The 19,366-nt window shown below is 58.3% G+C and carries 20 protein-coding genes and 3 tRNA genes; 6 read left to right on the top strand and 17 right to left on the bottom strand.

All coding sequences use genetic code 11. The features are described 5' to 3' along the window. Nucleotides 1-7: 7 nt before the first annotated feature. The 10 genes from ACQZ5K_RS05845 to ACQZ5K_RS05800 form a co-directional block, all read right to left on the bottom strand. The gene (locus ACQZ5K_RS05845; protein ID WP_448739864.1) at nucleotides 8-1,105 is read right to left on the bottom strand and encodes an NADH-quinone oxidoreductase subunit E; all 1,098 of its coding nucleotides are present in this window, start codon (nucleotides 1,103-1,105) and stop codon (nucleotides 8-10) included. Between the two features lie 16 nt (nucleotides 1,106-1,121). After that, a complete protein-coding gene (locus ACQZ5K_RS05840) occupies nucleotides 1,122-1,382 on the bottom strand; it encodes a hypothetical protein (protein WP_448739863.1) in 261 nt (86 codons plus the stop codon). Continuing rightward, nucleotides 1,382-2,572, bottom strand: coding sequence for an NADH-quinone oxidoreductase subunit D (locus ACQZ5K_RS05835; RefSeq protein WP_020012326.1), 1,191 nt, complete (start codon nucleotides 2,570-2,572; stop codon nucleotides 1,382-1,384). Before ACQZ5K_RS05835 ends, ACQZ5K_RS05840 begins: the two co-directional genes overlap by 1 nt. A gap of 1 nt (nucleotide 2,573) precedes the next feature. Continuing rightward, nucleotides 2,574-3,002 (bottom strand): GFA family protein, encoded by a 429-nt coding sequence (locus ACQZ5K_RS05830; protein WP_448739862.1) that lies wholly within the window; start codon nucleotides 3,000-3,002, stop codon nucleotides 2,574-2,576. Further along, entirely contained in the window at nucleotides 2,999-3,601 is a 603-nt protein-coding gene (locus tag ACQZ5K_RS05825; RefSeq protein WP_035217676.1) for an NADH-quinone oxidoreductase subunit C, read from the bottom strand. Before ACQZ5K_RS05825 ends, ACQZ5K_RS05830 begins: the two co-directional genes overlap by 4 nt. Before the next feature lie 20 nt (nucleotides 3,602-3,621). Beyond that, complete coding sequence (locus ACQZ5K_RS05820) at nucleotides 3,622-4,206, bottom strand: NuoB/complex I 20 kDa subunit family protein (protein WP_003521524.1); 585 nt, start codon at nucleotides 4,204-4,206, stop codon at nucleotides 3,622-3,624. Next, nucleotides 4,197-4,562 (bottom strand): NADH-quinone oxidoreductase subunit A, encoded by a 366-nt coding sequence (locus ACQZ5K_RS05815; protein WP_035259670.1) that lies wholly within the window; start codon nucleotides 4,560-4,562, stop codon nucleotides 4,197-4,199. Before ACQZ5K_RS05815 ends, ACQZ5K_RS05820 begins: the two co-directional genes overlap by 10 nt. 437 nt (nucleotides 4,563-4,999) lie before the next feature. Continuing rightward, nucleotides 5,000-5,076: transfer RNA gene (locus tag ACQZ5K_RS05810), tRNA-Asp, on the bottom strand. 39 nt (nucleotides 5,077-5,115) lie between these two features. Beyond that, a tRNA-Asp gene (locus tag ACQZ5K_RS05805) sits at nucleotides 5,116-5,192 on the bottom strand. A gap of 98 nt (nucleotides 5,193-5,290) precedes the next feature. Further along, the gene (locus ACQZ5K_RS05800) at nucleotides 5,291-5,620 is read right to left on the bottom strand and encodes a hypothetical protein (RefSeq protein WP_448739861.1); all 330 of its coding nucleotides are present in this window, start codon (nucleotides 5,618-5,620) and stop codon (nucleotides 5,291-5,293) included. A 17-nt stretch (nucleotides 5,621-5,637) separates the two neighbouring features. Between ACQZ5K_RS05800 and ACQZ5K_RS05795 the strand changes: the two genes are divergently transcribed. Beyond that, nucleotides 5,638-5,713, top strand: a tRNA-Val gene (locus ACQZ5K_RS05795). A gap of 318 nt (nucleotides 5,714-6,031) precedes the next feature. Beyond that, nucleotides 6,032-6,169: a hypothetical protein gene (locus tag ACQZ5K_RS05790; protein ID WP_003521525.1), complete on the top strand. Its 138-nt coding sequence runs from the start codon at nucleotides 6,032-6,034 to the stop codon at nucleotides 6,167-6,169. Between the two features lie 206 nt (nucleotides 6,170-6,375). Here the strand turns inward: ACQZ5K_RS05790 and ACQZ5K_RS05785 are convergent, their stop codons facing one another. The 5 genes from ACQZ5K_RS05785 to clpP all read right to left on the bottom strand — a co-directional run bounded on the left by ACQZ5K_RS05785 (nucleotide 6,376) and on the right by clpP (nucleotide 14,528). Then, nucleotides 6,376-8,574, bottom strand: a complete 2,199-nt coding sequence (locus ACQZ5K_RS05785) for an esterase-like activity of phytase family protein (protein WP_448739860.1) — start codon at nucleotides 8,572-8,574, stop codon at nucleotides 6,376-6,378. A 353-nt stretch (nucleotides 8,575-8,927) separates the two neighbouring features. After that, a complete protein-coding gene (gene hupB, locus ACQZ5K_RS05780; RefSeq protein ID WP_006312721.1) occupies nucleotides 8,928-9,203 on the bottom strand; it encodes a DNA-binding protein HupB in 276 nt (91 codons plus the stop codon). 288 nt (nucleotides 9,204-9,491) lie between these two features. Beyond that, a complete protein-coding gene (gene lon / locus ACQZ5K_RS05775; protein WP_448737003.1) occupies nucleotides 9,492-11,909 on the bottom strand; it encodes an endopeptidase La in 2,418 nt (805 codons plus the stop codon). Between the two features lie 415 nt (nucleotides 11,910-12,324). Then, entirely contained in the window at nucleotides 12,325-13,602 is a 1,278-nt protein-coding gene (gene clpX / locus ACQZ5K_RS05770; RefSeq protein ID WP_059752638.1) for an ATP-dependent Clp protease ATP-binding subunit ClpX, read from the bottom strand. Between the two features lie 293 nt (nucleotides 13,603-13,895). Continuing rightward, complete coding sequence (clpP, locus tag ACQZ5K_RS05765) at nucleotides 13,896-14,528, bottom strand: ATP-dependent Clp endopeptidase proteolytic subunit ClpP (protein WP_003521529.1); 633 nt, start codon at nucleotides 14,526-14,528, stop codon at nucleotides 13,896-13,898. A 452-nt stretch (nucleotides 14,529-14,980) separates the two neighbouring features. On the opposite strand from clpP, the gene ACQZ5K_RS05760 reads away from it, so the two are divergent. The 4 genes from ACQZ5K_RS05760 (at nucleotide 14,981) to ACQZ5K_RS05745 (ending at nucleotide 18,265) form a co-directional block, all read left to right on the top strand. Continuing rightward, a complete protein-coding gene (locus ACQZ5K_RS05760; RefSeq protein ID WP_448739859.1) occupies nucleotides 14,981-16,228 on the top strand; it encodes a diguanylate cyclase in 1,248 nt (415 codons plus the stop codon). A gap of 83 nt (nucleotides 16,229-16,311) precedes the next feature. Next, entirely contained in the window at nucleotides 16,312-17,565 is a 1,254-nt protein-coding gene (locus ACQZ5K_RS05755; RefSeq protein WP_448739858.1) for a cytochrome P450, read from the top strand. 65 nt (nucleotides 17,566-17,630) lie between these two features. Continuing rightward, entirely contained in the window at nucleotides 17,631-17,882 is a 252-nt protein-coding gene (locus tag ACQZ5K_RS05750; protein WP_448739857.1) for a hypothetical protein, read from the top strand. Then, nucleotides 17,879-18,265 carry a type II toxin-antitoxin system VapC family toxin gene (locus tag ACQZ5K_RS05745; RefSeq protein ID WP_059752628.1) on the top strand — a complete coding sequence of 129 codons (387 nt, stop codon included), beginning with the start codon at nucleotides 17,879-17,881 and terminating at the stop codon, nucleotides 18,263-18,265. Before ACQZ5K_RS05750 ends, ACQZ5K_RS05745 begins: the two co-directional genes overlap by 4 nt. A 7-nt stretch (nucleotides 18,266-18,272) precedes the next feature. Here the strand turns inward: ACQZ5K_RS05745 and ACQZ5K_RS05740 are convergent, their stop codons facing one another. Together ACQZ5K_RS05740 and ACQZ5K_RS05735 are read right to left on the bottom strand one after the other, a co-directional pair. Continuing rightward, entirely contained in the window at nucleotides 18,273-18,614 is a 342-nt protein-coding gene (locus ACQZ5K_RS05740; protein ID WP_448739856.1) for a cupin domain-containing protein, read from the bottom strand. A 114-nt stretch (nucleotides 18,615-18,728) separates the two neighbouring features. Then, on the bottom strand, nucleotides 18,729-19,229 hold the full coding sequence (locus tag ACQZ5K_RS05735; RefSeq protein ID WP_448739855.1) for a hypothetical protein: 501 nt from the start codon (nucleotides 19,227-19,229) through the stop codon (nucleotides 18,729-18,731). Between the last annotated feature and the right edge of the window lie 137 nt (nucleotides 19,230-19,366).

Below are 19,366 nucleotides of genomic sequence, written 5' to 3'. Positions count from 1 at the left end.
TCACCTCTTACCGCGGCTTCTTGCCGAAGACCCTGATATACTCGGCTTCGCCACCCTTGGCGAGCGCCTCGGCCTGCTTGATCCACTCGTCACGTTCGATGCGGCCCTTGAAATTCAGATAACCGTCGACCCAGTCGCATTCGGCCTTTTTCCAGCCGGCGATCTGCGCATAGGTAAAGATGCCGAGCTCGTGCAGCGTGCCTTCGATCTTCGGACCTACGCCGGAAATGAGCTTCAGGTCGTCGGGCGTTGCGGGCTTTTCGATACCGGCCGGACGATCCTTGGAATCGAGCGACGGCTTCGCGGAGCCCGAAGCTTCCTTTTCGGCGGTCTTCACATTGGCTTCGGCAGCCTTCGGCGCGGTCGCCGGCGTCTTCAGCTTCGGATCGGTTTCCGGGGCGTCCGTCTTCGGCTTGGCGGCGTTGGAAGGCGGAACCGGTGCGGCGTCCGCAGCCACTTCAGCCGGCTTGTCGAGATTGGAACGATCCGGCTTGATCTCTTCCGTCAGCGTCGTCAGGCCGCCGACCGGGACCGACTGGTGACGGTCGATCTGCGGGCCGGTCTTGACGGTGTCGCCCTTGCCTGCTTCGAACGTATCGATGATCTCTTCCAGACGCTCGGGCGTCAGGTCCTCATAGGCGTCCTTGAAGATGATGACCATCGGCGCGTTGACGCAGGCGCCCTGACATTCCACTTCTTCCCAGGAGAGCGTGCCGCTCTCATTGGTGTGCAGCGGATCGTGGTGGATCTTCTTGCGGCAGACATCCATCAGCGCTTCCGAGCCACGCAGCATGCAGGGCGTGGTGCCGCAAACCTGAACGTGGGCGCGCGTGCCGACCGGCTTCAGCTGGAACTGGGTATAGAAGGTCGCCACTTCCATGACGCGGATATAGGCCATATCCAGCATGTCGGCGATTTTCTCGATGGCGGCGCGGGTAACCCAGCCGTCCTGCTCCTGCGCACGCATGAGCAGCGGGATGACCGCCGATTGCTGGCGTCCCTCGGGATATTTCAGAATCGTCTTTTCCGCCCATGCGGTGTTTTCCGCATTGAAGGCAAATGCCACGGGCTGGAACTGATCTTCGGCTAGTCGACGAACGGACATACTTCCTCACGCCTTTTCAGTTTAACGTCTCACACCGCGATCTCGCCACCGTGACGAATTCGCAGGCATAAGCCGCCTTGTCTTTTTGCATGAACACGATGAACTTGCTGCCGTTCGGAACCGAGGCCTTGATCTCGTATCCCGACGACAGAAGCTGCTTGATGGTCGAAGAGCCGCCGCTCGACAGCGCAACAGCACCCTCGTCCGTTGCCGTCTGGGCAAGAACCGGAGCCGTCATCGCTGCAAGAAAAGCCGGAAGGGCCAGCGGCAGACGCATCAGCGGTCAACCTCCCCGAACACGATGTCGAGAGAGCCGAGCACGGCTGTAACGTCGGCAAGCTGATGGCCCTTGCACAGGAAATCCATCGCCTGCAGATGGGCATAACCCGGCGCGCGGATCTTGCAGCGGTAGGGTTTGTTGGAACCATCGGCAACCACATAGACGCCGAACTCGCCCTTCGGCGCTTCAACGGCGGCGTAAACTTCGCCGGCTGGCACGTGGTAACCTTCGGTGTATAGCTTGAAGTGGTGGATCAACGCTTCCATCGAACGCTTCATCTCACCGCGCTTGGGCGGAACCACCTTGCCATCCAGCGAGGAGACCGGGCCGATGCGGTGCTTGCCGGACAGAAGATCGACGCACTGCTTCATGATCTTCACCGATTCGCGCATTTCCTGCATGCGGATCAGGTAACGGTCGTAGCAGTCGCCGTTCTTGCCAACGGGGATGTCGAATTCCAGATCGGAATAGCACTCATAAGGCTGCGAACGACGCAGATCCCAGGCAGCGCCGGAACCGCGAACCATCACACCCGTAAAGCCCCAGGCAAAGGCATCTTCAAGCGAGACGACGCCGATATCGACGTTACGCTGCTTGTAGATGCGGTTGTCGGTCAGCAGGCCTTCGATATTGTCGAGGACGGTCAGGAACGGATCGCACCATTTGCCGATATCGTCCACCAGTTCCGGCGGCAGGTCCTGATGTACACCGCCCGGGCGAACATAGGCCGAGTGCATGCGGGCGCCACAGGCGCGCTCATAAAACACCATCAGCTTTTCGCGTTCTTCGAAGCCCCAGACCGGCGGCGTCATCGCGCCGACGTCCATGGCCTGCGTCGTGACGTTCATGATGTGCGACAGGATGCGGCCGATTTCCGAATAAAGCACGCGGATCAGCTGTCCACGCATCGGGATTTCGAGGCCCAGCAGCTTTTCGACGGCGAGCGCGAAAGCATGTTCCTGGTTCATCGGCGCGACGTAATCGAGGCGGTCGAAATAGGGTACGGCCTGCAGATAGGTCTTCGTCTCGATCAGCTTTTCGGTGCCGCGATGCAGAAGACCGATATGCGGATCAACGCGCTCGACGATTTCGCCGTCCAGTTCCAGAACCAGACGCAGCACGCCGTGCGCGGACGGATGTTCCGGACCGAAGTTGATCGTGAAATTGCGGACGTTATGCTCAGTCATACTAGTGCTCCGCCGAGGTGATCATGGCGATGAATTCGGGGCCGGTCATGTTCTGCGTGGTCTCAGCGAAGGAATAGCTCGAAGGCTTCTCATCCGTGAAAATCTGCGACGCGAACTTGAAACTGGAAGGGTTGTCGAAAGCCTGCAGCGAAACGGCAAAATGCTTGCCATCCTTGGAGCGCCACATCAGCGTGCTGCCGCAGTTCTTGCAGAAGCAGCGCTCGCCCCACTCCGAGGAGGAATAGATGCCGAGGCTCTCCTCATTTTCGACGGAGATATCAGCGCATTCGACAGCCAGAAACGCGCCGCCGGACCAGCGGCGGCACATGGAGCAATGGCAAACGCCGAATTCGCGGGCGCCGATGACGGCCTCGAGGCCGACGGCGCCGCAAAGACATTGGCCATGCTCTGTCGTGGAGACCTGGCTCATTGCTTGGCCTTTTCGTCACCCGGGAGAACATATTCGGTTCCTTCCCATGGGGAGAGGAAATCGAAGTTGCGGAATTCCTGCTTCAGTTCGACCGGTTCATAAAGAACCCGTTTCAGCACGTCATCGTAACGCACTTCCACAAAGCCGGTCACCGGAAAATCCTTGCGCAGCGGATGGCCTTCGAAACCGTAATCCGTGAGGATACGGCGAAGGTCCTTATGGCCTTCGAACGGAATGCCATACATGTCCCAAGCTTCGCGCTCGAACCATTCGGCACCCATGTAAACGGAGGTCGAAGACGGCACGCCCTCGTCTTCCGCTACCTGTAGCTTGATGCGGACGCGCAGGTTCTGGCGCGGCGACAGCAGGTGATAGACGACATCGAAACGCTTTTCGCGCTGCGGCCAGTCAACGCCGCAAATGTCGATGATGTTGACAAAACCGCACTGCACATCATCACGCAGGAAGGTCAAAAGCGCGATCACGCTTTCAGGCGTCGTGTTCAGCGTCAGCTCGCCATAGGCGATATCAGCCGACACCACGAGGGAACCGCGCGCTTCCTTAACGTAAGCAGCAAGATCGTTGAGAGCTTCGCTCATTCTTAATCCGTCCTTTGCCCTTAGCGCTCGATCGTACCGGTACGACGAATCTTCTTTTGCAGCAGAAGCACGCCGTAAAGCAGCGCCTCCGCCGTGGGGGGACAGCCCGGAACGTAGATATCCACCGGCACGACGCGGTCGCAACCGCGCACGACAGCGTAGGAATAATGGTAATAGCCGCCGCCATTGGCGCAGGAGCCCATGGAGATCACGTAACGCGGCTCGGGCATCTGGTCATAGACCTTGCGCAGAGCGGGCGCCATCTTGTTGGTGAGCGTGCCGGCAACGATCATCACGTCGGACTGGCGCGGCGAGGCGCGCGGGGCGACACCGAAGCGCTCCATGTCATAACGCGGACCGGACGCCTGCATCAGGCCTTCGACGGCGCAGCAGGCAAGACCGAACTGCATCCACATCAGGGAGCCGGTGCGCGCCCAGGTGATCAGCTCGTCGGTCGAGGTGACGAGAAAGCCCTTGTCGGCCAGCTCGTCATTGATTTCCGTGAAGTAGGCGTCGTTGCTGCCAACCGGCTTGCCGGTCGAGGGGTCGATGATCCCCTTCGGCTGCGGCGCAACGAGCGTGGTGTTGTTCTGGCTCATGCCCATTCCAGCGCTCCCTTCTTCCACTCATAGATAAAGCCGATGGTGAGAACGATGAGGAACACCATCATCGACCAGAAACCGAACCAGCCCATCTCGCCGAAAGACACCGCCCATGGGAACAGGAAGGCGACTTCCAGGTCGAAGATGATGAACAAGATCGACACGAGATAAAAGCGGATATCGAACTTCATGCGGGCATCGTCGAAGGCGTTGAAACCGCACTCGAAAGCGGAGAGCTTTTCCGGGTCCGGCGCCTTGTAGGCGACAGCGAAAGGCGCAATGAGAAGCGCCAGGCCGATGACGAGAGCGATACCGATGAAGATTGCGATCGGAATGTAGGAACTGAGGAGTTCAGTCATGGTCTCTTCCCTGTCCGGCCGGGTGCCGGACCTGCCTTTGTGACCTTAAGTCTCAAAGAGCGGACAAATATGTTGCAACGCCAAAGTGGTTAGCGCAGCCGCGCCCTCTCTGCAAGAGTTTAGGCACCATTTCAAGACACCTGCCGCATTGATTGGCAACAATATTGCCGGAATTGACGCAAATTTGGGCCACAATTCCGGTCTAAGCCCCTCAAATACAATAATAATCGATTGAACGACGCAACCGCAAAAAAGTCACACGAATTTTACGTCCGGATGGCGGTGAAGTGACGATATTCGGGAATCGAAACTTGACTAAAAAATGCAGGAAAAATCGCGTTTAAAAAGCCCGGAATCAGGCGCTGGAATCGTCAATAGACGAGCGCGCAAATCGCGCGTCGATCTGTTTTTTAAGGAGACATTTCAGGAGAAAGAAATGGCGCGAGTGACGGGGCTCGAACCCGCGACCTCCGGCGTGACAGGCCGGCACTCTAACCGACTGAGCTACACCCGCGCACCACAGACATTCATCTGCGTTTTCCGAGGGACAGGATGGCGCGAGTGACGGGGCTCGAACCCGCGACCTCCGGCGTGACAGGCCGGCACTCTAACCGACTGAGCTACACCCGCATCTCCTGACGACAGGAACCAGTCCCGCCGCTCGAACCAGCCTCGGCTGTTCGATGAGCGGCTAACTACGGCGTTCGTGCGGGGGTGTCAAGCAGGTTTCACGACAAAAGAATAAGCTTCTTCATTTTGATCGGGAAAAACCGGAAGGCCTTGGAACGCGATTGCGGCAAACGCCCAGATTTCCGGGCTTTTCCCAACGAAAACAAAAAACTTGTCCACAGCCGCAGGCTTCCGTAGCGGGATTTCCACATGGCCATCAAGGCGGCCTCGGGTCCTGTTTCAGGCAAAAAGCCCGCAGTTCCCGGCTTTTTGCCCCCGCCCCCCGGCGACGGAAAATTCTCTCGGCAAAAAAAACAAAAAAACTTCACAAAAGCCCTTGCGGTTTTTTTCCGATCCGAATACATCACGGCCACCGACGCGGCGGACATGATCCGAGACACGCGAAGGGCGATTAGCTCAGTTGGTAGAGCGCCTCGTTTACACCGAGGATGTCGGGAGTTCGAGTCTCTCATCGCCCACCATTTTCCCAGAAGATTTAAATATCACCCCTGAAACCGCGATTCGTCGTGTTTGCTTTCGCTATGCGATAAGCCCTCGAGTATTCGGAATTATCGCCCCGGCCCTAACTGCGGTCGGTTGAGCGTTGTCATGATTCCCAACCGCTGGAATCGCTTTTCTCCAGTTACACCATGCCAAATCGGCACTGCTGCTCCATATTCCGACAGCTTGACCGCCCCCTGTATCACCCCGCAACATACCGGAAAATAAGGAAGATTCAGACTTTCTAAAGAGATTTCAGGCATTGTTTGCGCACCGTTTCATGATGAACGGTTGAACTGATGGATGAAACCATGTCGATCGACGCGTTTGTAACACTCGCGCTTATTGCGCTGCCTGTTTATATTTTTTTCCGCTGGGTCCAGCAGGACTCGGAAAAACAAGATACTCCCAAAAGCAAGAATTCCCTGGGGCGGTGATCCCTTACGATCGATCCGCAGCATTTTCCCGGATGGCTTCCGGACGAAATCCTCCACAATCCCATATCGAAGCGGCAATGCCGATTTTAACGGCTTGCATCGTCAGGCATCGTGCAAGATCGGGAAACCCGGCCAAGGAGCCCCTCGCCGTACAAAAAAGCCGGGCATAGCCCGGCTTTTCTCATTTGCGGCGCCAATCGGCTCGATCAGTTGATCGCCTTCATATTGACGGTGAAGAACAGCGTTTCGCCGGAAGAATCGTCCACGCCGTCATTGTCGGTCACGGCATAGGCCGTTCCCGCCTTGTCGAAGGCGAAGCCTTCCAGCTTGTCGACGACATAACCGTTGGTCTGGGCCTTGAGGTCGGGCAGGAAGTCATGGGCTTCCTGCTTGGCCACCAGCGGCAGTTCGCCGCCGATCTTGCCCGGCTTCAGGTCCGCGATTGCAACGCGGTAGAGCTTCTTGATCTTGGCCTTGTCGCCGATCTGGTTGTCGCGCTCGACGATATAGACATAGTCGCCCTGCGCGGTGATTTCGGAGAGGCCGATCCAGCCTGCCTCGGTCTTGTCGAGCGGGTAACGGACGGCGCCCCATTCCTTGGACTTCGGATTGTAGGAGACGAGCTTGACGAAGCCCTTCTCGTCCGTGCCCCATTCACGCTGCACGGCCATCCACAGCGTCGCCTCGTCGCCCTTGCCGATCATCGTCACGCCTTCGAAACCGAAGCGGGTGTCGCCGGCGAGAAGTTCCTTCGGCAATGCGATCTCCGCCTTGATCTCGCCCTTGGCGTTGACGTTATAGAGCGCGTGGGGGACGAGCTTGGCGCTGTCGCCTTCAGAAGCCAGCCAGAAACCGCCCTTGCCGTCCAGCGTGATACCTTCGATGTCGAGCTTCTGAGCGGCAATACCGTCACGCTTGACGCGCAGCACGCTGGTGATGGTGGCGGGCTTTTTCGTCGCATCGATGGTGAAGATCGACGGCTGGTTGCCATAGACCGAGTCGGAGACGGCATAAAGAATGCCGGGCTTTTCGGCATCGCCGACCAGACCCGAAAGAGCGCCCCAGCCGATCGGTGCACCATCGACGGTGGCGGAAACCAGCTGCGGATAGGCTGCTTCACCTTCACCGCGCTCATAGAGCATGACATGCGAGCGGACGCCGCCGTCTTCGATCAGATCGACCTCATTGGCCGTGGCGAGGAGGTTGCGCGCCGGGATGGCGACAGCACCTTCCGGCGAAACGCCCGAAGGCAGGAGCTGCGTCAGTTCCGGCTCCTTGCCGGTGTCCTTGTAGACAGCGACGACAGAGGCGCGCTCGGACAGTACGAAGAAATATTTCTGGTCGCCGAAGGTCGCCGCTTCCAGACCTTCGGGCTCGATGCCCTTGGCCTTGGAGCGCTTTTCCGGATAGTGGCCGATGGCCGCAACTGCGTGTTCGAGCGAGGAGCCGGATTCATAGACGAGCTTGCCGGTCTTGTCGAAGATGGTAAAGCCACGCGAGCCGCCCTGCCAGTCGCCCTCATTGGCGATGACGATGCGGTCATTGTCCAGCCACTTCACGGCGTCCGGCTCGCGCTTGCGGCCTTCCTGCTTGTCGGTGAACTTCAGCTGGCCGTCGGTCTTCGTATCGATGCCTTCAAGATCGACTTTGCCGGCGGAGAAATGCGCCTTCACCGTGCCGGTCTTGCCGTCGAGAATGACGACATGATTGTTTTCCTGAAGCGTCAGCGCAATCTCGCCATTGGCGTTGATCGACACGAATTCCGGCTCCGGATCCTCAGGGGAAATTTCGGCAAGGCCGGTGAGCTCGATCTTCTTCAGCGTTGCGCAATCAGCAACGCCGTCCTTCAGACCGACAGTCACCAGATAACCGGCTGGCATCTGCGGCAGGGCGCCTTCGTTCACCTCTTCATCGCGCTCGTTTTCAATGGCGATGGCAGCGAAGGTCTTGTCCGGGGAAACGGCGACGGAATCGGGCTGGCCGCCGAGATCACAGCTTGCTTCGATCTTCTTGGTGGCGATATCGACCGTTACTAGCTTGCCGGAGGGCTTGGCGCGGTTTTCCGACGTATTGACGCCGGCCAGCACCTTGGGACCGGCAACGGCAACGGAGGTCGGTTCGCCTTCGAGCAGCAGCGCGCCGCCGGCCTTGGGAGCCTTGGCGTCGGTGATGTCGATGAAACCGATGCCGCCAAGCGGGCTGTCCGAATAGATCAGCGTCTTGCCGTCTTCGCTGGCGGTAATGATTTCAGCCGAGGTGACGGATTTGGCGTCCTTGTCCGCGGGAAGGTTTTTCGCCACCGGGAAAGATGCGATGCGGTTGAAAACCGGCTCGGCAGCGGCCGGGATGGCTGCGGACGTGAGCAGCGCAGCGGTCAAAGCCATTTGAGAAAATCGGAACGCCATTTTAATCCCCCTTGGGTCCAGAAATACCCCAAGGCTTCTGCGTTACAGACATGACAGTGGCATGACACTTCCTGACCGCTGAATCAAAAAGCCCGGCCTAGAAGGCCGGGCTTTCGTGTTTATGCCCACATTCCGCGTAGAAAAACGCCGTTTGTCCGGATGGAAGCTACACAGGCGCTTCCCTGCTTTCATTCACATCTTGACCGGGAAAACCCGGCCTGTCCGAAAAGAGCTTTTCGAAACACCGCCCGCTTTTGGCGGCGATGTGACGGCGTCAGGGCGTCAAAACATGTTTCCTCGTGAACCTGAAAAGCCGCCCGCCCGCCGCCGGGCGTTGCGGCTTTCCGGAAACCTTACGAGTTGACGGCGTCCTTCAGGCCCTTGCCTGCGGAAAACTTCGGTACGTTGCGAGCCGGGATATCGACTTCAGCACCCGTGGAAGGGTTACGGCCCTTGGAGGCTTCACGACGGCTGACGGAGAAGCTGCCGAAGCCGGCCAGGCGAATGTCGCCACCGTTCTTCAGTTCGCCCTGTACAGTTTCGAATACAGCATCAACAGCGGAAGCAGCATCTGCCTTCGTGAGACCAGCCTTTTCGGCAACAGCAGAGACGAGCTCGTTCTTGTTCATGTTTCCACCCCTTTCAATGGTTTGAAACGACTCAAATTAAGCCGGCGCAGAATACGTTCGCATCCGCGCGCAGCAATCCAAAAGCGCTGGAATCGCCTGAAAAACAAGGGGTCTGCGTTTTTTTTCACAAAAAAGGCCGACATTTCTGCCGGCCTTCCACATATTCGTGCCAAATTCGCATCACTTGTGCGCAGCTTTACGCCACATGCGCCTTCAGACACCTAACACATTGAATCTATGCAGCACCCGTCGCGAAAGGCGATTCCCGCCCCTCGCGGCGATGCATTATCAATGCGCGATGGTCTGGCTGCCGTCGTCGACACCTTCGACGGTTGCGATCACCGGCGTCTCGATGCTGCCGTCCCACTCGATGGGTTCCGGCTGGCGGATGAGGGCGTGCTTGATAACCTCGCCCATGCGCGACACCGGAATGATTTCCATCTCGTTCTTCACATTGTCCGGAATCTCCGCCAGGTCCTTGGCGTTTTCTTCCGGGATCAGCACCTTCTTGATGCCGCCGCGAAGGGCCGCAAGCAGCTTTTCCTTCAGGCCGCCGATCGGCAACACGCGACCGCGGAGTGTGATCTCACCCGTCATCGCCACATCTTTCGAGACCGGGATGCCGGTCATGATGGAGACGATGGCGGTGGCCATGGCAACACCGGCGGACGGACCGTCCTTCGGGGTCGCACCTTCCGGAACGTGAACGTGGATGTCGCTCTTGTCGAAGCGCGGCGGTTCGATGCCGAAGTCCACGGCGCGCGAACGGACATAGGATGCCGCCGCCGAAATGGATTCCTTCATCACTTCCTTGAGGTTGCCGGTGACCGTCATGCGGCCCTTGCCCGGCATCATCACGCCTTCGATGGTGAGCAGCTCACCGCCGACTTCCGTCCAGGCCAGACCGGTGACGACACCGACCTGATCCTCGCGCTCGGCCTCGCCATGGCGGAACCGCGGAACGCCCAGATAATCCGGAACATTGGCACCGGTGACTTCCACGGACTTGACCTTGCCCTTGATGATCTCGGTGACAGCCTTGCGCGCCAGCTTCATCAGCTCGCGTTCGAAGCTGCGCACGCCCGCCTCGCGGGTGTACTGCTGGATGACGACCATCAGGGCATCATCGGTAACCGAGAACTCTTCCGGACGCAGGGCATGCTCCTTGATCGCCTTCGGCAACAGGTGACGCTTTGCGATTTCGCGCTTTTCGTCTTCCGTGTAACCGGCGATGCGGATCACTTCCATACGGTCCATCAGGGGACCCGGAATGTTCAGCGTGTTGGCCGTGGTCACGAACATCACGTCGGACAGGTCGTATTCCACTTCAAGGTAGTGGTCCATGAAGGTGGAGTTCTGTTCCGGATCGAGAACCTCCAGCAGTGCAGACGACGGGTCGCCACGGAAGTCCATGCCCATCTTGTCGATTTCGTCGAGCAGGAAGAGCGGGTTCGCCTTCTTGGCCTTCTTCATCGACTGAACGATCTTGCCGGGCATGGAACCAATATAGGTGCGGCGGTGACCGCGGATTTCCGCTTCGTCACGAACGCCACCCAGCGCCATGCGCACATATTCACGTCCGGTCGCCTTGGCGATCGACTTGGCAAGCGAGGTCTTGCCGACGCCGGGAGGACCGACGAGGCACAGGATAGGACCGCGGATTTTCGAAGCGCGGGCCTGTACGGCCAGATATTCGACAATACGTTCCTTGACCTTGTCCAAACCAAAGTGATCCTGATCGAGGATCGTCTCGGCCGCATTGAGGTCGGTCTTGATCTTCGACTTCTTGCCCCAGGGCAGACCCAGCAGCCAGTCCAGATAGTTGCGCACGACAGTGGCTTCCGCCGACATCGGGCTCATCTGGCGAAGCTTCTTCATTTCCGCTTCGGCCTTTTCCTTGGCCTCCTTGGAAAGCTTGGTCTTGGCGATGCGCTCTTCCAGTTCGGCCATCTCGTCACGGCCGTCCTCGCCGTCGCCGAGTTCCTTCTGGATCGCCTTCATCTGTTCGTTCAGGTAATATTCGCGCTGCGTCTTCTCCATCTGGCGCTTGACGCGCGAACGGATACGCTTTTCGACCTGGAGCACGGAAATTTCGCCTTCCATGAAGCCGAGCGCCTTTTCAAGCCGCTGCTTCACGCTGACGGTTTCCAGCATTTCCTGCTTTTCGGTGATCTTGATCGACAGGTGCGAAGCGACCGTATCGGCAAGCTTCGAATAATCGTCGATCTGGCCGGCAGCGCCGACAACCTCGGGCGAAATCTTCTTGTTGAGCTTCACATAGCTCTCGAATTCAGACACGACCGAACGCGACAGCGCCTCGATCTCGACCGGATCTTCGGCAGGCTCCTGCAACGGCGTCGCAGTGGCTTCATAGAAGTCTTCACGGCCGGTATAGCTGTCGATCTGGGCGCGGCCCTTGCCTTCCACCAGCACCTTCACGGTGCCGTCGGGAAGCTTCAGAAGCTGCAGGACATTGGCGACCGTGCCGACCTTGTGGATGGCCTCCGGGGCCGGATCGTCATCGCTGGCGTTGATCTGGGTGACAAGCATGATCTGCTTGTCCGAACCCATGACTTCCTCGAGCGCACGGATGGATTTTTCCCGCCCGACGAACAGGGGAACGATCATATGCGGGAAAACGACAATGTCGCGCAGGGGAAGTACCGGATAGGTACCGCCAGATGCCGCAGACGTGATGTTCGTCATATCATTTCCTTTCCATGGTCCCTTTCGGGACACTTTGCCGGACAGCTTGGGGCATCCGGCACATTCATTTCTCGAGACTGAAAGTGGAGTTTCGAAACACCGATTTCAAGTCGCCGGAACAGACGGTCCCGCTAAGCGGCAAGACCGTGAAATTCAACAAAACCCAGCGCCGGCTAGTACTCCCGACATTTCCGGTTATCCCGAAGGACATGGGAACCGGGTCGCCGACGGGAATTCACATTTCCGTCATATCGCGCTGCAAATCAGTTGTAAGACTTTATCAGCAAAGCGCAATCCGCTCCAAACGCAAAATCGGGCTTCGCCAAGTTAGGCGCAAGTTTCACACCCGGGGACAACAGAAAAGGCCCGCACGGAGGCGGGCCTTCTGACTTCATCAAAGCACCGGGCCGGCCAATCAGGCCGAAACGTTGGTCTTTTCTTCCTGACGGTCCGCATAGATGTAGAGCGGACGTGCAAGGCCGCTGACGACCTCGTCGGAAATGACCACTTCGCGCACGCCTTCCAGCGTCGGCAGTTCGAACATGGTGTCCAGAAGGATCTTTTCCATGATCGACCGCAGGCCGCGGGCGCCGGTCTTGCGGGTGATCGCCTTGCGGGCGATCTCACGAAGGGCGTCCTCGTGGAAGGTCAGTTCCACATCTTCCATCTCGAACAGGCGCTGGTACTGCTTGACCAGAGCGTTCTTCGGCTCGGACAGAATCTGGATCAGCGCATCCTCGTCGAGGTCTTCCAGCGTGGCAAGAACCGGCAGACGGCCGATGAATTCCGGGATGAGACCGAACTTCACCAGATCTTCCGGCTCCAGCTCGCGCAGCACCTCGCCCACGCGGCGATCATCTTCCGCCTTGACGGTCGCACCGAAGCCGATCGAGGTCTTTTCACCACGGGCCGAGATGATCTTGTCGAGGCCGGCAAAGGCGCCGCCGCAGATGAACAGGATGTTGGTCGTATCCACCTGCAGGAATTCCTGCTGCGGATGCTTGCGGCCGCCCTGCGGCGGAACGGAAGCGACCGTGCCTTCCATGATCTTCAGAAGCGCCTGCTGAACGCCCTCGCCCGACACGTCACGCGTGATGGACGGGTTGTCCGACTTGCGGGAAATCTTGTCGACTTCGTCGATATAGACGATGCCGCGCTGGGCGCGCTCGACATTGTAATCCGCAGCCTGCAACAGCTTCAGGATGATGTTTTCCACGTCCTCGCCGACATAACCGGCTTCGGTCAGCGTCGTTGCATCCGCCATGGTGAAGGGAACGTCGATGATGCGGGCGAGCGTCTGGGCAAGATAGGTCTTGCCGCAACCCGTCGGACCGACGAGCATGATGTTCGACTTCGCAAGCTCGACATCGCCATTCTTGGAGGCGTGCGCGAGGCGCTTGTAATGGTTGTGAACGGCAACAGACAGGATCTTCTTCGCCTGCTTCTGGCCGATGACATATTCGTCGAGGATTTTGATGATGTCCTGCGGGGTGGGCACACCCTCGCGCGACTTCACCATCGACGTCTTGTTCTCCTCGCGGATGATGTCCATGCACAATTCGACGCATTCATCGCAGATGAACACCGTCGGTCCGGCAATGAGTTTCCGGACTTCGTGCTGGCTCTTGCCGCAGAATGAACAATAGAGTGTATTCTTAGAGTCGCCGCCGTTGCTGCCGCTGACTTTGCTCATATCTCTTTCCTTCCAGCACGCCGCAGGTCCGCCAAACGGATCGCGGTCAACTTACCGCCCGCCGATACGGCAGCCCTTGGGTTGCATCGCCGTATCCGCCTCGTTTCCCGGGGTACTAACCGGTATCAGATACATGAGCTGATACCCGGCTGCAACGAATTCCCCATCAAACCAAAGGCCACGTCATAAAAATTCAACATAGCCTTTATATATACTAATATCGCTTTCTGTTGCGGTTGAAAGCCCCGAAATTACTTTTGCGGGTTCAAACAAACGTCAAAAAGCGGCGCGCCTCAATTCGCGGCGGCGCCTTCTATTTCCTGGCGCGAGGTCAGGATCTTGTCGATCACGCCCCAGTCCTTCGCCTCGTCTGCATCCATGAAGTGGTCGCGATCAAGGGTTTTTTCAACCTCTTCGAGCGTGCGGCCGGTGTGCTTCACGTAGACTTCATTGAGGCGGCGCTTCATCTTGATGATGTCGCGGGCATGGCGCTCGATATCCGAAGCCTGTCCCTGGAAACCGCCGGAAGGCTGGTGCACCATGATGCGAGCGTTCGGGGTCGCAAAACGCATTCCCTTTTCACCGGCGGCCAGAAGCAGCGAGCCCATGGACGCGGCTTGGCCAACGCAGAGCGTCGAGACCGCAGGGCGAATGAACTGCATCGTATCGTAGATCGCCATGCCGGCGGTCACGACGCCACCTGGCGAATTGATGTAGAGCGCAATTTCCTTCTTGGGGTTTTCAGCCTCGAGGAAAAGCAGCTGCGCGCAGACGAGCGATGCCATCTGGTCTTCCACCGGACCGGTGAGGAAAATGATGCGTTCCTTGAGAAGACGGGAAAATATGTCGTAGGAGCGTTCGCCGCGATTGGTCTGCTCAACGACCATCGGCACCAGAGCCATGGCGGTATCAACTGGATTTTTCATGTCCGTCCTTTGTCAAACTCTGCCCTTCGCGGAAAGCCGCTCCGGAATCACTTCTAACCTTCATACTCCCTACATAGAGTGTCCCTGCCCCGTACTTCAAGACACGAAGCCGCATATCCTTAACGGCTCAACAGCGTTTGCAGGCCTTTCGGGCCGAGGTTGACAGGGCTTTCGGACCGGGCGGCGTCAGCCGGGCCTCTTTCCCCCGCTGCCACCATTTTTTTACTATGGCAGGCGACGAAGGCAAAAATCGCCCGCCATGCACAGATATAACTTCTCACCGGCAAGAACTCGTTAGTATTTGCTGCCGATACTGGCCAGCGAATTTCCGGTTCCCGTTGGGGAATGGGCCCATCCGGGCGAAATGGCAGCTCAACAATTCCAGCGGGCATAACGCACCTCGTGCGAAAGAGCCCGCTTTTACCGCATTATGGCGCAGATAGGATTTTGCAATGCTGGATGCAAAGACGAGCACGCTACTATGGGCGGCGGAAACGTTCACCCTTGCCGTGCTTTTGGGAACGCTGTGGCTGCACCGCCCTTCCCGCCGGCATAATCTCTATTTCGCAGCCGGTTTCCTCGCCACGGGATTCGGCACTGTCATGGTGGCGTTTCGCGGGGATATTTCCAGTTTTCTGTCCATTCAGGTCGGCAATACGCTGGCACTTTCCGCCTTCGGCTTCTGGCTTGCGGGCCTGTTATGTCTGGAGCAGCGAAAACTCGGCGGCTGGATCGCAATTCCAGCCCTGCTGTGGATCGCCGGAATGTTCGTGCCATCCGTGCGCGAAGACATGGTGGCCCGCATCCTGCTCTATCATGCCAGTGCTGCCACCGGTTATTTCATGCTCGCCGGCGTCCTTCTGGCCAGCAAGGCGCGCGCCTCACGCAGCCGCCGGGTTCTGGCCGCGATCCTGGTCCTGCAGGCTTTTGCGGGAGCGATCGTCGCATCCATCGTCATCCCGGCCAATGCCGCCATCCCCAACGCCATTCCCATGACATCGGCGCTTGCCATTTCCGGCATGCTCGGCTTCACGGCCATCATCATGATCAGCGCCAAGATCATCATGGAGGATGCGGAAAGCCGCCTCCATCGCCTCGCCATGACCGATCATCTGACCGGCGTTCTCAACCGTCGCGGTCTGCTGGAGGAGTTCGAGCGTATCAAGAAAAGGTCGCCGGCCTCCAGCCGTTACGTGGCGCTGGTGCTGTTCGACATCGACCATTTCAAGAAGATCAACGACAGATACGGCCACCAGTCCGGCGATGCGGTCCTCGTGCATTTTTGCAATATCGCACAGCGCGTAATCGGCAATCGCGGCCTTTTCGTCAGGATGGGAGGCGAAGAATTCGCACTGGTTGCCGAAGTGGAAAGCCCTTCCAGCACGGCGACGCTTGCGGAAGCCATCCGCAGCAATCTGCGCCTTTCGAAGATCAGTTCGCGCGGTGAAGCCATCGAGGTGACCACCAGCGTCGGCATATCGGAAGCCATGATCAAGGATGCCGACCTCAATACGATGATGACGGAAGCCGACCGCGCGCTCTATGCCGCAAAAAAGGCCGGGCGCAACCGGACGGTCATCCACGTCAATGCGGCCAATGTCGTCGTGCCCGCCTCGGACCGCGACGAAAATCCGATGGATAACAATGCCGACCGTCAGGTCGCAGCGCTGAACCGGATATCCGCCATCGCCAGCCGATGACGATGTAACCACCCAGTGACAGACATCGAGGTATCCGGAAGGGATTTCCCTCCCTTCCCAAAGCGCCGCGCGCGGAATAGACCATGGGCATGACAGCGACATTTCCGTTTCTCAAAATCGATCCCGCCACCCGCCGCATTTCCCTAGATGCCCGCGACCCGGCTTTCTACAGCGATCCGAACCCGGTCTATGCGGCCCTGCACGCTGAATGTCCCACCTTCTACTGGGAAGAACAGCGGCAATGGTTTTTCACCGGATACGACCACGTGAGCGCGCTTTTGCGCGACCGCCGGTTCGGGCGGCAGATCCTGCATGTGGCAAGCCGCGAGGAGATCGGCCTGGCGGAGCCGCTCGACCATGTGAAGCATTTCGACGCCGCCGAGCAGCATTCGCTTCTGGAGCTCGAGCCGCCGGAGCACACACGGCTGCGCACGCTCATCAACCGCGCCTTCGTGTCGCGGCATGTCGAAAAGATGAAGCCGGAAATCGAGGAACTCGCCAACCGTCTGATCGACGCCTTCGAAAGCAAGGGCGAAACGGAACTGCTCTCCTCCTATGCCGATATCATTCCGGTGACGATGATCGCCCGCATGATCGGCATTCCCGAGGAGATGGGGCCGCAGCTTCTGAAATGGTCGCATGCCTATGTCGGCATGTATATGTTCAAGCGCACGCCGGAAGACGAGCTGCTGGCCGACAGGGCCGCGCATGAATTTTCAGACTATGTGCGCAGCGTGATCGCCGAGCGGCGGGCGGAGCCGAAGGACGATCTGCTGAGCCACATGATCCATACGGAGCACAAGGGCCAGTATCTGACCGACGACGAGCTCGTCTCCACCACCATCGTGCTGCTGAATGCCGGGCACGAGGCGACCGTTCACCAGATCGGCAATTCCGTGCGCATCATTCTGGAAAGCGGCATCTCCCCCGAGACGCTGTTTAACGACGATGCCGCCACGGAACGCACGGTGGAAGAAACCCTGCGCATCTGCGCGCCGGTACATATTTTCCAGCGCTGGGTTCTGGAACCCGTCGAAATCGACGGCGTCGCGTTCAAGCGCGGCGACAAGGTCAGCCTCATCCTCGCCGCCGCCAATCTCGATCCGGCAAAGTTTTCCGATCCGCTGACCTTCCGGCCGGACCGCAACGAGGGCGCCAACGTCTCCTTCGGCGCCGGCATCCACTTCTGCATCGGCGCGCCGCTGGCGAGGCTGGAGCTCAATCTTGCCCTGCCCCTGCTTTTCAAACGCCTGCCGGGCCTGAAGATCGCCGAGCCGCCCAGGGTCAAGGATGTCTATCATTTCCATGGTCTGGAGCGGCTCGATCTGGCGTGGTGAAGTAGTTTTTTTATCATCCCCGATGCGCTATGGTATTTTCGTCCAATAGTGATGAGGCAAATGCCTTGGCAACCAAGTCGAAGAAAAAAACGGATATGACGCTGCCCCCTCCGGTCGTTTTTACCGAACTGGAGGCGCATCTTGAGAGACTATCGCGTCAATTGGATGCGGTGGGTCTTTCGGAGAGTAAGTCGGGCTCTGCTCAACACGAAAAACGCCGACGCGTTCCGGGCCGTTTTAAGGGCGTGCTCGTGGTCGGACCTGAGTTCTTCGAACCGCTGACGGAAGACGAACTTAAAGAGTTCGCGACCGAATGAAATATCTACTGGATACTCATGCACTGCTTTGGTGGCTGAATGACCATGACCGGCTTTCGCCGGATGCGCGCGAAATCATCAGCGACCCCAATAATGACCTCTATGTGAGCGCGGCTTCAGCATGGGAAATTGCCACGAAATTCGCACGAGGCCGTTTGCCCGGTGCGTCGCTCATACTTCCCGATTTTGCGGGTGTGATTGAACAGGAAGGCTTTCTCGAACTTCCCATCAACAGCGCTCATATGGTTCGAAGCGCCATGCTGCCGGGCGAACACCGCGATCCGTTCGATCGAATTCTTGCGGCTCAATCTATTTTGGAAAACATGGCATTGATATCTATCGACGAGAAAATTCCATCGCTCGGCGTCATGACACGCTGGTAGCGCGCCATCAGAGCCGGATGACATAATCCTTCCGCGTTGTCTCCACGACTTCCCACATGCCCGTAAAGCCCGGACGCAGGATAACGCGGTCGCCCGGTCTCAGATCGCGGGGCGCACCACCGTCTTCGGTCAGGATGGAATGGCCTTCGAGAATGTTGAAATATTCCCATTCGTCATAGACCACCCGCCATTTGCCGGGCGTGGACTGCCAGATGCCGGCATAGATGCCGCCGGGCGCTTCCTCGAGATTCCATGTGGTGAATTTGGGATCGCCGGAAATCAGTCTTTCCGGCGCGGGCGCACCGTATTCCAGCTCGGCGATATCATCGAAGGACAGAAAATTCGTCATGACGTCCCCTGTCCGTCAAATATGGTTGGCCATACAGCTTTGCTCAATTGTGGGCGCTTCGTCAAATAGTCTCGGGTGTACCGGTTGGGCGTTGCCGCCGAGGAAACGAGGCGCCTACTCCATCTTCGTCCAGCCGAAAACCAGCCAGGTGTATTTCGACTTCTTGTCGGGTTCGGCGGTGTACGTCATCTGTATATCGCCGTCCTTCGCGTAAATATCGAGCCGGGGCGCGGTATCCAGCTTCAGCCACAGCGAACTCTTGTCAAAAGACCATGTGCCGCACCAGACGCATGAACCTGAGGGATCGCCGGGTTGATGGAAATTGTAGCGACCGTCCGCCGTGATCTCCAGATAATCAAACGCGGAATAAAATGTCGTCACCGTCTCCTGGAACAATGTCGCATCCGCTTCCTGCCGGGAGGTGAGCGCAGTCTTCATATCGCGCGGCGGGCGGCTGGTCGCACCGGTGAGCTTCCATTTTCCGACAAAGTCCTGCTGCGTCGGGAAATATTCCGCCTCGGCCTTTGCCGGCGAAACCGAAACTACGACCGGTATGTCAGCCACACCCGCGACCCCGATTGCAAGGAGAAGGGTGACAATACGGAGCATTTTCATATGGCGTATCTTTCGCGATGAGACTGAAGGAGCCTGTTCTAGGACGCGTCCCCATAAACGGGGTTCATGTGGCGAGCGGATTATGATTCACTCCCCTTGAAGGGAGATCGTCATGCGCCGTCACGAACTGAGCGACG

It is taken from the genome of Agrobacterium sp. 22-226-1 (assembly GCF_053522345.1).
This window is presented reverse-complemented; position numbering and strand designations above follow the sequence as displayed.

Excerpts from the sequence above, each read along its gene's own strand:
- ACQZ5K_RS05755 (WP_448739858.1), top strand. The coding sequence starts at position 16,312 with ATGGGCATGACAGCGACATTTCCGTTTCTCAAAATCGATCCCGCCACC.
- ACQZ5K_RS05790 (WP_003521525.1), top strand. The coding sequence starts at position 6,032 with ATGGATGAAACCATGTCGATCGACGCGTTTGTAACACTCGCGCTTATT.
- lon (WP_448737003.1), bottom strand. The coding sequence starts at position 11,909 with ATGACGAACATCACGTCTGCGGCATCTGGCGGTACCTATCCGGTACTT.
- ACQZ5K_RS05785 (WP_448739860.1), bottom strand. The coding sequence starts at position 8,574 with ATGGCGTTCCGATTTTCTCAAATGGCTTTGACCGCTGCGCTGCTCACG.
- ACQZ5K_RS05830 (WP_448739862.1), bottom strand. The coding sequence starts at position 3,002 with ATGAGCCAGGTCTCCACGACAGAGCATGGCCAATGTCTTTGCGGCGCC.
- ACQZ5K_RS05745 (WP_059752628.1), top strand. The coding sequence starts at position 17,879 with ATGAAATATCTACTGGATACTCATGCACTGCTTTGGTGGCTGAATGAC.
- ACQZ5K_RS05735 (WP_448739855.1), bottom strand. The coding sequence starts at position 19,229 with ATGAAAATGCTCCGTATTGTCACCCTTCTCCTTGCAATCGGGGTCGCG.
- ACQZ5K_RS05815 (WP_035259670.1), bottom strand. The coding sequence starts at position 4,562 with ATGACTGAACTCCTCAGTTCCTACATTCCGATCGCAATCTTCATCGGT.
- ACQZ5K_RS05840 (WP_448739863.1), bottom strand. The coding sequence starts at position 1,382 with ATGCGTCTGCCGCTGGCCCTTCCGGCTTTTCTTGCAGCGATGACGGCT.
- ACQZ5K_RS05760 (WP_448739859.1), top strand. The coding sequence starts at position 14,981 with ATGCTGGATGCAAAGACGAGCACGCTACTATGGGCGGCGGAAACGTTC.
- hupB (WP_006312721.1), bottom strand. The coding sequence starts at position 9,203 with ATGAACAAGAACGAGCTCGTCTCTGCTGTTGCCGAAAAGGCTGGTCTC.
- ACQZ5K_RS05835 (WP_020012326.1), bottom strand. The coding sequence starts at position 2,572 with ATGACTGAGCATAACGTCCGCAATTTCACGATCAACTTCGGTCCGGAA.
- clpP (WP_003521529.1), bottom strand. The coding sequence starts at position 14,528 with ATGAAAAATCCAGTTGATACCGCCATGGCTCTGGTGCCGATGGTCGTT.
- ACQZ5K_RS05845 (WP_448739864.1), bottom strand. The coding sequence starts at position 1,105 with ATGTCCGTTCGTCGACTAGCCGAAGATCAGTTCCAGCCCGTGGCATTT.
- ACQZ5K_RS05825 (WP_035217676.1), bottom strand. The coding sequence starts at position 3,601 with ATGAGCGAAGCTCTCAACGATCTTGCTGCTTACGTTAAGGAAGCGCGC.
- clpX (WP_059752638.1), bottom strand. The coding sequence starts at position 13,602 with ATGAGCAAAGTCAGCGGCAGCAACGGCGGCGACTCTAAGAATACACTC.
- ACQZ5K_RS05740 (WP_448739856.1), bottom strand. The coding sequence starts at position 18,614 with ATGACGAATTTTCTGTCCTTCGATGATATCGCCGAGCTGGAATACGGT.
- ACQZ5K_RS05800 (WP_448739861.1), bottom strand. The coding sequence starts at position 5,620 with ATGTCCGCCGCGTCGGTGGCCGTGATGTATTCGGATCGGAAAAAAACC.
- ACQZ5K_RS05820 (WP_003521524.1), bottom strand. The coding sequence starts at position 4,206 with ATGGGCATGAGCCAGAACAACACCACGCTCGTTGCGCCGCAGCCGAAG.